The sequence below is a fragment of the Agrobacterium leguminum genome (genome assembly GCF_015704895.1).
Classification (GTDB): Bacteria; Pseudomonadota; Alphaproteobacteria; order Rhizobiales; family Rhizobiaceae; genus Agrobacterium; species Agrobacterium leguminum.
In genome coordinates this window covers 103,132-115,597 of record NZ_JADQWB010000018.1, presented here as the reverse complement: position 1 = coordinate 115,597, position 12,466 = coordinate 103,132, and the positions used below count along the sequence as shown (strand labels likewise).

The 12,466-nt window shown below is 60.4% G+C and carries 12 protein-coding genes; 7 read left to right on the top strand and 5 right to left on the bottom strand.

Annotation, left to right across the window (positions count from 1 at the left end; all coding sequences use genetic code 11):
- The 5 genes from I3J13_RS21275 to tssH all read right to left on the bottom strand — a co-directional run.
- A partial coding sequence (locus I3J13_RS21275) for a contractile injection system protein, VgrG/Pvc8 family (protein WP_420867949.1) occupies nucleotides 1–271 on the bottom strand: 271 nt, incomplete at its 3' end.
- Between the two features lie 13 nt (nucleotides 272–284).
- Nucleotides 285–785, bottom strand: a complete 501-nt coding sequence (locus tag I3J13_RS21270; RefSeq protein WP_196380135.1) for a type VI secretion system amidase effector protein Tae4 — start codon at nucleotides 783–785, stop codon at nucleotides 285–287.
- Between the two features lie 11 nt (nucleotides 786–796).
- Nucleotides 797–1,186 (bottom strand): Rap1a/Tai family immunity protein, encoded by a 390-nt coding sequence (locus I3J13_RS21265; RefSeq protein ID WP_196380134.1) that lies wholly within the window; start codon nucleotides 1,184–1,186, stop codon nucleotides 797–799.
- A 109-nt stretch (nucleotides 1,187–1,295) separates the two neighbouring features.
- On the bottom strand, nucleotides 1,296–1,772 hold the full coding sequence (locus tag I3J13_RS21260; RefSeq protein WP_003504561.1) for an Hcp family type VI secretion system effector: 477 nt from the start codon (nucleotides 1,770–1,772) through the stop codon (nucleotides 1,296–1,298).
- Nucleotides 1,773–1,829: 57 nt separating this feature from the next.
- Entirely contained in the window at nucleotides 1,830–4,484 is a 2,655-nt protein-coding gene (gene tssH / locus I3J13_RS21255) for a type VI secretion system ATPase TssH (RefSeq protein WP_196380133.1), read from the bottom strand.
- A gap of 220 nt (nucleotides 4,485–4,704) precedes the next feature.
- Between tssH and tssA the strand changes: the two genes are divergently transcribed.
- The 7 genes from tssA to tssF all read left to right on the top strand — a co-directional run bounded on the left by tssA (nucleotide 4,705) and on the right by tssF (nucleotide 12,466).
- Nucleotides 4,705–5,760: a type VI secretion system protein TssA gene (gene tssA, locus I3J13_RS21250; protein WP_080707348.1), complete on the top strand. Its 1,056-nt coding sequence runs from the start codon at nucleotides 4,705–4,707 to the stop codon at nucleotides 5,758–5,760.
- 67 nt (nucleotides 5,761–5,827) lie between these two features.
- Entirely contained in the window at nucleotides 5,828–6,337 is a 510-nt protein-coding gene (gene tssB, locus I3J13_RS21245) for a type VI secretion system contractile sheath small subunit (RefSeq protein WP_035263819.1), read from the top strand.
- A gap of 100 nt (nucleotides 6,338–6,437) precedes the next feature.
- Nucleotides 6,438–7,919 (top strand): type VI secretion system contractile sheath large subunit, encoded by a 1,482-nt coding sequence (tssC, locus tag I3J13_RS21240; protein WP_059761077.1) that lies wholly within the window; start codon nucleotides 6,438–6,440, stop codon nucleotides 7,917–7,919.
- A 55-nt stretch (nucleotides 7,920–7,974) separates the two neighbouring features.
- Entirely contained in the window at nucleotides 7,975–9,369 is a 1,395-nt protein-coding gene (tssC, locus tag I3J13_RS21235) for a type VI secretion system contractile sheath large subunit (protein ID WP_196380132.1), read from the top strand.
- Nucleotides 9,366–10,190: a type VI secretion system accessory protein TagJ gene (locus I3J13_RS21230; RefSeq protein WP_196380131.1), complete on the top strand. Its 825-nt coding sequence runs from the start codon at nucleotides 9,366–9,368 to the stop codon at nucleotides 10,188–10,190. The genes tssC (I3J13_RS21235) and I3J13_RS21230 overlap by 4 nt, the downstream gene beginning before the upstream one ends.
- Nucleotides 10,183–10,692 (top strand): type VI secretion system baseplate subunit TssE, encoded by a 510-nt coding sequence (gene tssE, locus I3J13_RS21225; RefSeq protein ID WP_059761081.1) that lies wholly within the window; start codon nucleotides 10,183–10,185, stop codon nucleotides 10,690–10,692. Before I3J13_RS21230 ends, tssE begins: the two co-directional genes overlap by 8 nt.
- Nucleotides 10,685–12,466, top strand: a complete 1,782-nt coding sequence (gene tssF, locus I3J13_RS21220; protein WP_196380130.1) for a type VI secretion system baseplate subunit TssF — start codon at nucleotides 10,685–10,687, stop codon at nucleotides 12,464–12,466. Before tssE ends, tssF begins: the two co-directional genes overlap by 8 nt.

The following is a 12,466-nucleotide window of genomic DNA, read 5'->3' as shown; positions in this document are numbered from 1 at the left end:
TCACCAGGCCGTTGAAGGGGCGGCGAACACCGCCGCCATCGCCGTCGCCCTGGCTTATCTCGATGGAGATATCGACCAGCCGTCCGATCAGTTCTTCGGGCTTGACCGCTTCCTTCTTGGCCCGCACGGTCAGGCGAATGTCGAAGAGCTGCGATACGCCCTCCTCGACGGACAGGCGCTCTGGCAGAAGCTGGTCTTCGCCGAGTGGCGAAGACACCTTCAAAACGCGGCTCGCCTGAACGAAATCGGAAAAAGACGGCTGGTCGTTCATGGGATACTCCTAATCAGGACCCGCGGCTGGACTGCAGGGGCCAGAACCAGATCGTTTCCGAATTGTAGTAGCAGGCCGAAGCGCATTGGGTGGCTTCGGAGCCGCCCCGCACAAGATCGATATGACCGCCGCCGGTGTAGCCGGGGATATTGTTGAACGCCACGACACCGTTGCGCGCACCGATGCCGTTGCGCGCCGTCGCGGGAGTGAAAGGCTCGGGTTCGCCAAGATAGCTCGTCCGCTTCATCAGGTTGGCAAGGCGGCGCATGTTCACCTCTATGCCCTTACCGGCATGGGGCCCCTTCTGGATGCGGTGCGAGGCGGGCACGATGTTGATGCCCGACTTCACGAAAGCAATGCTGACGCGGATGGCGCAGGTATTGTGATAGTTCGGATTGCCGATGAAATCGTCCCAGCCGATTTCCGTGAACAGATCACGCTGGCTGAGATAGTTCGGATGCGACGGGTCGCTGCTCGGATAATTCTTATAGAGAGTGTCAAAGTTAACACGCATGGTTCGTCCCACTAGTTACTTTTCTGCTCACAGGGAAAGGAGACCTTGAGCGCCTCCCGCACGAGAGTGGCTGCCTTTTCATCCAGTTTTTCCGCAGGAAGATCGCCGAGATAGGTGTAAATCCGGTCGGTGAGTTCATGGGGCGCCACGGCACCCGCACCGCACCAGTCCGATCCGCTTGTCAGATCGGCCACACCGGCAATATAGGCGCTCGATTTTGCGACGGAAACCAGCCGCCGCATTTCCGGATCAGACACTTCCGGGGCAAGTTTGCCCTCGATGGCCTGCTTGAGTTCGGCACCGGAGAATATCCATGTCCGTTCCTCGGCACCCGCCGACGAAAGACCGGACAGAGCCAGAACAACCGGCACGGAAACAAAAAACGCATATAGGGAGCGCATGAGAAACCCGCCTCGTCCAACGTGGATGAGAAACATCACGACGTGAGCTGCAAAACTGCAATGAAAACGTTCCGGTGCCGGCAAATGCCGACACCGGGTCGCGTCGCTATCAAGCGGCCTTCGTCGTCGCCAGATCGTAAGAGGCGATCATCGGAGACTGCGGCGAGTTGTTGTCGTCGAACGGCGTGTACTTCACTTCCATCTTGGTGAAGTTGAGCTTGATGGTTTCCACCGGCCGGTCACCGCTGGAATCCACCGAGTAGCTGGCGATGAGTGTGTTCGTCAGCAGATACTCGATATAGGTGTTGCCCGGATTGCCCGTGGTCACCAGATGGATGGTTGCGAGCTTGCCGGTGCGGCCAGCGCAGGCTTCCTGGAAAAGCTTGGTGGAAGAAGAATCGCTAACCTTGGTCAGAATGACTTCCGAAATGGTCGGTTCGGATGCTTCGCGGTTTGCAGCAGAACCGGCAGACGTGTTCATGTTGCGCGCTACGTTCCAGTGAATGGCTTCGATGTCCATCCACTTGCGGTGTTCCTCATGCGTGGCGTCGCCCTGGATACCGTCAATCTGCAGATAAATTGGCATGCTGTAAGCTCCTGTAGCTGAAATGACCTCTTGCTTCGAGGCCGCGTTACCCTTCGTTTAATGCCGCATGCGTCGGGTAGCCCCATCCGACGCGGCAACTTTATCCACCCCACCCTCTTCGGGCGCGGCGAATTCATCTGTTTCCCCAGCCGCTTCGGCACGAATGCCGAACCTGTTTTCACCAAAATCGACAACGATCTTGCCCACGCGTTCTCCCGCGATGACTTTTTCGAGGAAAAAGCTGGAAAGAGGCGGCAGGAGATCCTTGCCGATCATGATTTCAATGGCGCGTGCGCCAATTTCACTTGCACCGGCGCGCGCCACCAACGCGTCGCGCGCGGCATCGGAAAGGGTCAGGTCGGCGCCGTATGTTGCGAGCACGCGTTCCCTGATCTTGCCGATCTGCATATCCACGATCCTTGCGAGCTCTTCCGCACCGAGCGGCATGAAAGGCAGGATGATCGTGCGCCCGAGGAATGCGGGCTTGAACTGTCTGGTCAGCTCCGGCATCAGCAGCGCTTCCAGCGCCTCGCCTTCCGGCATCGTATCCGGATCGGCAGAGAGCGCGGCCAGCAGTTCCGAACCGGTATTGGCCGTCATGAAGATCGTGGTGTTCTTGAAATCGACATCGCGGCCTTCGCCATCGCGGAGCACGCCCTTGTCGAACACCTGATAGAAAATATCCTGGACGCCAGGATGGGCCTTGTCGATCTCATCGAGAAGGAGAACGCCGAACGGTCGGCGGCGAACCGCTTCCGTCAACACGCCGCCTTCGCCGAAACCGACATAACCGGGCGGCGAACCGAGAAGCAGCGAAACCTTGTGCTCCTCCTTGAACTCCGACATGTTGATCGTCGTCAGATGGCTGTTACCGCCATAGAGAAGATCGGCGAGCGAAAGCGCCGTCTCGGTCTTTCCCGTTCCGGACATGCCGACGAGGAAGAACACGGCGGGCGGGCGGCGCGGATCGGACAATCCGGCACGGGCGGTGCGCATGGCATCGGCAATGCGGGTAATTGCAGCATCCTGCCCCACGACCCGCTGGCGCATGCGCGCATCCAATGTGCGCGCGCTTTCGATCTGGTCGGCCAGAAGCTTGCCGAGCGGAATTCCGGTCCATCGCGATACGACGGATGCAATCGCTTCACGATCGACCACCGTCGGCACAAGTCTTTCGGCATTTGCCGGTTTGGTCTCAGCCGCAGGCCGCAGGTGCGACACATTCGACGCGCCGGTTTCAACGGGCTGCTCTTCGCTGAGTTCAGCCATTTCCGCTTCGTACCGGCCGCGCAGATCGTCAATCCCGCTCTCGAGCTTCTCGACTTCGTCGCGTATCGACTGGATCCGGCTTTGCATCTCTTCGTCCTGCGGTTCACGCAGAAGCCAGTTCAACTCGTCGGTCAGAAGACGCCGCTCGCTTTCCATGGCGCGCAGCCGTTCCGGCAGGGTCTGCCGCGCCAGCGAAACGGCAGCCGCGGCCGTATCGAGAAGGCTGACGGCCTTGTCCGGCAATTGCCGCGCCGGCATGTAACGCGCGGATAATTGCACCGCCGCCACAATCGCCTCGTCACGAACGATAACGTTATGATGGCTGACGAAGCTATCGGCGACACCGCGCAACATGCGGATCGCGGTCGTCTCGTCCGGTTCGCGCACATGCACGGGCTGGAAACGACGCGTCAGCGCCGCATCCTTTTCGAAATATTTCTTGTATTCGCTCCAGGTCGTGGCCGCGACGGTGCGCACTTCGCCGCGCGCGAGAGCGGGCTTGAGAATATTGGCCGCATCGCCCTGTCCGGCCGCACCGCCCGCGCCGACAAGCCCATGCGCCTCGTCGATGAACAGGATGACCGGCTCGGCCGAGCGTTTTACCGCATCGATCACGCCATGAAGACGGCGCTCGAACTCGCCCTTCACGCCGGCGCCAGCCTGCAGCAGCGAAATATCGAGGTTCAGCAGGCGGACGTTGCGCAATTTTTCCGGCACATTTCCGGAAGCGATTTCCAGCGCCAGCGCTTCGGCGACCGCCGTTTTGCCGACACCGGCCTCACCCACCAGAATGGGATTGTTCTGACGACGGCGCGTAAGAATATCAACGAGTTGGCGCAATTCATCATCGCGCCCGATCACCGGATCGACCTTGCCGTTCCGGGCCTCGGCGGTCATGTCCTGGGTGTAAAGGCGCAGAAAATCGTTCTGGCCGGCGGCCGGCGCTGCACCCGCCGTCGCGGAAGGAACCTCTCTTCCGCTGCTGTCTTCAACCGAACTGCGAAGGCGTTCGAGAGCCGCGCGATCCATCGCCTTCAGCGACGGAAATGCAGAGCGGACGAAAGAGCGGAGCGAGGTTTCCTCATCCATCGCCAGAAGCAGGTCGCAAAGCGTCACGCGGTCGCGCCCGCCCTCCAGCGACGCGAGAACCCATGCCTCGCGGCCCGCCGTCAGAACGTTCTGGGAGAGCGACAAAGCCTCGCCATCGCCGATAACGGCCTCTTCCAGACTGCGGCCGATTTCCGCCTGCAATACCGGAAGTGGAATTTTTAATTCCTCGAATGTTTTCGCATAGATGCCGGCATCTACAACCGCCAGCAGCCAATGCGGGATATCCACGTACCTGTGCCCCATACGCACCGCAACGGAAGCCGCAGCTTCAAGGGTGACGCGCAGGTCAGGCTCAAGCGCTTCAACGAGGCGATTGAGATCGATATGCGACATGCAATGAGCCTCCTGCCCGGGTTCATTCCACAACGTGACGTGGAATAACTATGATGATGAAACCGGGTTGTCCACCCCGAAGTTTATTTTTTATCGGGTTAGATTAGGCAGTAGACGCCACAATTTAGACACATTTTGAATAAGTCTGTCTGAGGAATAGCCTTACGTAAGGGAAGTAACTACAAAAAATCCATTACTATTTTCTGGGGATAGACTGCTCTTGAACGCGCCGCATGTTAAAAGAGATATAGAATTTTTTGGAGATTGCGGAGAAAACATCCGCATCGATTCAAGAACGCGTGAAATATACTATAGAATTAAGGATGAAAGAAACCAGGCACGCACAGAAGAGCGCGCCGCGTCCCCACAGGATAACTTAAAGATCTCCAGTAGCTGGGACAGTGTCAGCAATCTTGGATTGCAGATTATATATTCCGAAAGCAAGGACATAGAAATATTGGCGTGGCTTGCCGAAGCAAGCCTGCGGCTGCGCGGCTTTCCTGGACTGAGAGAAATCTATGAGCTTTGTGGCGATCTTTTTTACAACCACTGGGACTCATTGCGCTCCATCAGCGATGACAATGATGAGGAAAAATTTGCACCTTTTGCGGGATTGAACGGCATCGGCACCGAGGGAACGCTTGTACAGCCGCTCCGGCTTGCGCCGCTGATCCCCGGAGGGAAATTTGGAGAGCACAGCCTCTGGGATTTCCAGCTGGCGCAACGGCCGAACGAGAGCAAACGGCGCGAAGAACTGTATCGGCTGGCATCCGAAGCAGGCGTTGCCGCCATGTCTTCCCATCTGGCGGAGGTGAACGCCTGCCTCTCCAGCTTCGACGCCATCATGGCGGTTCTTTCCGAACGCTGCGGCCAGTCCGCGCCACCCAGCTCCAACATCCGCAACACGCTCATCGAAGCTGCTGCGGCCATCCGCACGCTGGGCGGGCGCGAGCAGGAGCCGGCACCGGTCGAGCAGGCGGCAGCCGCGGTTCCTGGAACCAACGACAACGGGCAACCGGCGGCACGAACAGCCGCGACGTCACCGGAAGGCATATCTTCACGCGACGAAGCGTTTGAAACTCTTCTTTCGGTTGCGCGTTACTTTCGCCGAACCGAACCGCATTCGCCGATCTCTCTTTCCATCGAAACGCTGGTTCGCAGGGGACGCATGGATTTTTCCGAACTGCTGGCGGAGCTTCTGCCCGAGGCACAGGCCCGCAATGCAGTTCTGACGGCCGCCGGGATCAAGCCCGGCGGAGACAACAACGGAAAATAACGAGGCAAGGGACGGAGACGCCGTCCCGTAACAGTCAGCCATGCCAAGGGGCATCAAGGAGGTTGAAATGGCAAGTGTACACGAAAAGCTGGAACGGGTTCGCAAGCCCCGCGTCCACATCAAATACGAAGTCGAAACCGAAGGCGCGATGGTGGTCAAGGAACTGCCCTTCGTCGTTGGCGTTCTCGGCGATTTCTCGGGCAATCCGACCCAGCCGCTGAAGCCGTTCGGCGAACGCAAATTCGTTCAGATCGACCGCGACAATTTCGATGAGGTGATGCGCCGCATGACGCCTGGCCTCAACATTGCCGTTGCCAACACGCTGCAGAAAGACGGCACGGACATGCAGGTCAACCTGAAGTTCGAAAGCATGGACGATTTCGAACCCGGCGCCGTCGTGCAGCAGGTTCCCGCCCTCAAGGCGCTTCTCGACGCCCGCAACGAGCTGCGCGACCTGCTTTCAAAGGCCGACCGTTCGGAAGATCTGGAGCGGATGCTGGAAGATATTCTGCAGAACAAGACCGATCTCGCAACGCTGGTTTCCGAACTCAAGGAAAAGAACGGCGCGAGCAAATAATCGCCTGTGCGGAGGAAAACCTCCCCGAACGGCCCCGATTGCGGGGCTTCAACTGTTCAAGCGGCATTTTTTTCAAAGCCGCATGTGGAAGGACTGAAACATGAGCGCTGAAAGCCTGCTGAAAAATGAAGCACAGGCAACGACCGCCGAAGATCAGGGACTGCTGTCCAAGGTGGTTGCCGCAACCCGCCAGACCGAACCGGACCGCGCGCAAAATCTTCTGCGCACGCTGACAGACCAAGCGCTGAAGGGAACGGTCAAATACGACCGCAACCTCACCGTCACCCTCAACCACGCCATTGCCGAACTGGACCGGACGATTTCCGAACAGCTCGCCGCCATCATGCAGGCGCCGGAATTCGCCAAGCTCGAAGGCACCTGGCGCGGGCTCAACTATCTCGTCAAGAATTCCGAAACGAGCGTCAACCTGAAGATCCGCGTCATGAACGCCGGCAAGCGGGAACTGGCGCGCGATCTGGAAAAGGCCGTGGAATTCGATCAGTCGCGTCTCTTCAAGGCGATCTACGAAGACGAATTCGGCACACCCGGCGGCGAGCCGCTCGGCGCGATCATCGGCGACTACGAATTCGACAATTCCTTCGATGACGTACAGCTGCTTCAGGGGGTTTCGTCGATTGCGGCGGCGGCTTTCGCACCGTTCATCTCGGCGGCAAGCCCGCAGATGTTCGGCTTCGAGGATTATCGCGATCTCGCCCGTCCGCGCGATCTCGAGAAGATCTTCGATACGGTGGAATATGCCAAGTGGCGCAGCTTCCGCGAAAGCGACGATTCCCGTTTCGTCACGCTCGCTTTGCCACGTGTTCTGGCGCGCATGCCCTATGGCCCGAAAACCAACCCGATTGACGATTTCGCCTATGACGAAACCAGGGGTGCGGTGAATGGCGACCTGCAGCATGACGAATATTGCTGGATGAACGCCGCCTATGTGATGGGAACGAAGCTGACCGACGCTTTTGCAAAGAGCGGCTGGTGCACGGCGATCCGCGGTGCGGAAAATGGCGGCCGGGTGGAAAATCTGCCCATGCACGTCTTCTCCAGCGATGACGGCGATCTCGATCTCAAATGCCCGACCGAAGTGGGCATTACCGACCGCCGCGACGCGGAACTCGGCAAGCTCGGCTTCCTGCCGCTCTGCCACTACAAGAACACGGATTATGCGGTGTTCTTCGGTGCCCAGACCGCGCACAAGCCGAAGCTTTACGACAAGCCGGAAGCCACGGCCAACGCCGCCGTTTCGGCCCGCCTGCCCTACATCATGGCCACGTCGCGCTTCGCGCATTACCTCAAAGTGATGGGCCGCGACAAGATCGGCTCCTTCATGGAAGCGTCCGATTGCGAAGTCTGGCTCAACCGCTGGATCGCCAACTACGTCAACGCCAATGACGAAGCGGGCGAAGAAAGCCGGGCGAAATATCCGCTGCGCGACGCCAAGGTGACCGTGCAGGAAGTGCCGGGCAAACCCGGCGCCTACAATGCGGTCGCATGGATGCGGCCTTGGTTGCAGATGGAAGAACTGACGACCTCGCTGCGCATGGTCGCCCGTATTCCGTCCAAGAACTGAACCTGGACCGGGGTGGTCCGCCACCCCGGCCCCGTTCGTCACCCGGAGCCCGCTCATGGCGCATCAGTCCTTTCCGGACGCCCGCATTTTCGCCGACCAGCTCATCGCCCTCATCGACGATGCGCTGACCGGCCAGGTGAACGCCATTCTCCACCACCCTGATTTTCAGGCGATGGAAGCGAGATGGCGCGGGCTTGCCATGGTCGTTCGCGAGGCTGGTCGCGGCGCCGACGTCAAGGTGAAGCTGCTGAATGCCAGCTGGCGCGATCTTGCCCGCAACACGGAACGCGCCACCGACTTCGACCAGAGCCATCTTTTCGAAGTCGTCTATAATCGCGAATTCGGCATGCCGGGCGGCGAGCCGGTCGGCCTGTTGATCGGCGACTACGCCTTTTCCCCTGACGATCTTCAGGGCGCCGATTCCATCACCACGCTGTCGCAGATCGGCATGGTGGCTGCGGCCGCCTTCTGCCCCTTCGTCGCGGCGGCCGCACCTTCCGCCGTCGGCCTGCAGGATTTTGCCGAACTCAGCCGGGTTCACGATTTTTCCTCGCTGAAGCAGGATAAATCGCGGCTGCGGTGGAATGCGCTGCGCGCACGCGACGATTCCCGTTTCGTCGGCCTTGTCGCGCCGCGCGTTTTGCTGCGCTCGCCCTACAGGCCCTATGCGCGGGGACGCGATGACGGATTTCCATTCCGCGAGCATGTGGAGGAAAGCGGCGAGACCCTGCTGTGGGGCAATGCCGCCTTCGCTTTTGCAACGGTGGTGGTGCGCAATTTCGTCGATTCCGGCTGGTTTGCGGATCTGCGCGGTGTGACACAGGATGCCGTGGATGGCGGCATGCTCTCTTCCCGGCAATTGCCGCCGCTCGATCTCGGCATCGAAAGCAACGGCCTTTCCGCGCAGCCGCCCGTCGAAGTGCAGCTGACGACCGGGCAGGAACAGCAATTTTCCGATCTCGGCATCGTGCCCGTCTCCACCACCTATCTCTCCGGCATGGCGATCTTCAACGCCAACCAGTCCCTGCATGCACCCGGCCATTATTCCAGCGAAGCGGCAAGACAGAACGCCCGCCTCGCGGCCATGCTGCAATATGTTCTGTGCGCCTCCCGGTTCTCGCATTACCTCAAGGTCATCATGCGCGACGATATCGGCCAGCTGAGCGATGCCTCGACGATAGAGCGCAAACTGGAAGGCTGGCTTTCCTCCTACACGCTCGGCAATGACGATGCCGAAGCGGCGCTGCGCACGCGCTACCCGCTGCGCTCCGCCGGGATCAACGTCTTCGAGGTTCCCGGCAAGCCCGGAACATTCTCCTGCACCGTGCGCCTTCAGCCGCATTTCCAGCTCGATGACGTCTCCACGAGCTTCCACCTCATTGCCGAAACCATGATGGCGCCCGCCGCCGCATCCCGGTCTCCGGCCGAGCCGCAAAGGATACCCGCATGACGCTGCGCGACGACATTTCCCGCCTTCTCGACGATGACCGGCTGCAGGACGCGATCGGGCTTGCGCGCGAACACGTCAAAACGAAGCCAACCGACAAGGATGGCCGCCATTTCTACATCGACCTGCTGGTCCTTGCCGGCGACTATGAGAAGGCCGATGCGCAATGCAATCTGGCCGCAACATTCTCGCCGCAGGAAAGCGTCGGCTTTTCTCTCTTTCGCCATCAGCTGCGCGCCATGGCCGCACGCAATGCGTGGTTCGAAACCGGCGCGGTGCCGGATTTCCCCGGCGGTCCGTCCGAACTCGATCAACTGGCCATCCGGGCGAATATCGCTGCACGCAGCGGCGATGCGGATGCCGCCAGAACCGCACTGGCTGAACTCGATGATAAACGCGGCAATGTACCAATCGGCCGCAACGGCAAGAGCGCCGGCGATATTCGCGATCTGGACGACCGGATTCCGCATGCGCTGGAGGTGCTGACCAATGGCGGCCGCTACCTCTGGATCGATTACGGTCGCATAGAAAGCCTCGCCATCGACCCGATGAGCCGCCCGCGCGACCTCGCTTTTCGCGGGGCTGAGCTGACGTTGCGCGACGGCGCGGTCGCATCCGTGCTGCTTCCGGCGATCTATCACGGTGCGAAGGACGATGTCAGCCTCCTCCTCGGCCGGGAAACCCGATGGAGCGAGGAAGACCAGCCTCTGGCAACCGGGCAGGGCCAGCGCTGCCTGCTGATTGGCGACGATGTGGTGCCGTTCCACGAGATCGGCTCCCTTTCCGCCGCCTCCGACGATGAAAGGCAGATCGCCCGTGGTTGATCCGCTAGAGCAATATCGCGCGCGGCAGAGAACGCTGTCACGCTCCGTTCTGGACCGGCTGCTCGATGACGCGCCGGATGCGGAAACGGATATGCTCGTCAGCCTGAAGGATCAGGCGCGCGAGATGCGCGAGGTGATCCGCCGCGATCTCGAGGCATTGCTCAATACCCGCCGTAACCCCGCCGGCCCGCCGGCAGCTCTGAAAGAGCTTACCGATGCGTTGGTGAGCTATGGCGTGGACGGCATTCTTTCGGCCAATCTGGTAACGGATGCCTCCAAGGCGCGGCTCGCACGCAGCATCGAGCGGCGGATTTCCCTGTTCGAAACCCGCCTTGGCGATGTGCATGTGACGATCCTGAAAAACCGCACGGATGGCGACCGGGCGCTTCGCATGCGCATACAGGCAAGCTTCCGCCTTCAGGAAGGCATGCCGCCGATCAGCTTCGAATCCCGGATCGATCCGTCCACGCAGCGTTTCCTGGTGGAGGCGACGAATGGCTGACGGCTTTCTCGAAAAATACAATGACGAACTCTTCGCGCTCCGAAAACGCGCTTCGCGTTTCGCAGCGGCGTTTCCGAAGATCGCCGGCCGGCTGCGCATGACGGGCGATGTCGCCGACGATCCGCATGTCGAGCGGCTGATCCAGAGCTTCGCCTATTCCGCCGCCCGTGTGCGCCAAAAGCTGGACGACGAGTTTCCCGAACTGTCCGACAGCCTCTTGGAAACGCTCTACCCGCATTATCTTGCGCCGATCCCGTCCATGAGCGTGGTTCAGTTCACCCCAAGTACGGCGCTCGCAACCGTGCAGACGCTTCCCCGGCACAGTGAAATCCTCGCCGAGCCGGTGGGTGGTGAAAGCTGCCGTTTTCGCACCACGCAGGCGGTGGAAATCGCGCCGCTGCAAATCGCAGCTGCAACGCTTTCCGGCCAGCCGATCGACGCGCCTTTTTCGGCCTCGTTTACCGGCGCCGCCAGCTGCCTGCGGCTTTCGCTGCGCAGCACGGCGCCGCGCGGCGGCACTTTCCCGGAAATGGGCCTGACAAAGCTTCAGATTTTTCTGTCCGCCGCATGGCAGCAGGCCACGGCACTTTACGAGCTTTTGACCAACCATTGCGTGGGCATGGCGCTTGCGCGGCACGCCGAGGACAAGGAAGCCGTTTTCCTGCCCGCCGGCAATCTCACGCCATCCGGCTATACGCGCGATCAGGCCATGTTGCCCTATCCGGCCAACAGTTTTGACGGATACCGGCTTCTCACCGAATTCTTCGCGCTGCCGCAGAAATTTCTCTTTCTCGACATCGACGGGCTGGGCAGATGGAGCGGCGGCGATTGCGAACTCTACATCTATCTGGATGCGGCGGACACGCAGCTTGAGCGCATGGTGTCGGTCCGGGATTTCGTGCTGAACGCCTCGCCGGTCATCAACCTGTTCAAACAAAGCTGCGAACCGCTGAGCCTCGATGGCACGCGCACGGAATACCGCCTGCTGCCGGATGCACGGCGGCAGAGGACCCGCGAAATCTATGCCGTCGAAAACGTTCAACTGACCAGCCGCTCCGGACAGACGGAAAAGACTTCCCCATTTTTCGGCCGCACCCAGCGCAACAACGGCGCGAACGTTTTCTGGCAGATACAGCGCCGTTTCGACGACGACGGTTCTTCCGATACGGACATCGCCTTCGTCGATCAGAAGCGCGGACCGCTTGGACCGCTCGACATGGTGGCGAGCATCGATACGCTGTGCATCAATCGCGAATTGCCAAGCCAGCTTCCCTTTGGCGGCGGCCACCCCTTCCTGCAGCTTTCGACCGGCAACGAGGCGGTGAAATCCATCCATGCGCTGATGCCGCCGACGGCGGCGATCCGCGTCAACGAACGCTCCGCGCGTGAATGGCGGCTGATCTCGCATCTCCTCCTTAACCACCTCTCCCTCACCGACAGCGGCGGCGCGCCGCTGAAGGACATTCTCTCGCTCTATTCCTTCAGGGACAGCCCGGAAACCCGGCAGCTTGTGGAGGCGATCAGCAATGTTAAGGCGCAGAATTCCCATGCCCGGATCGGCTCGGCGATGGTGCCGGGAACGGACATCACCGTGGAGTTCGACCCCGCGCTGATCGCGCGGCCTGCCGCATTTGTTTTCGCCAATGTCCTCAATCATTTCTTCGGGCTCTACACCTCGATCAACAGCTTCACGCGGCTGACGGCGACGATGCGCGGCCACTCCAAACCGATTGCCCGCTGGCCTGCCCGCGCGGCCGACCGGCCGCTGCTCTAG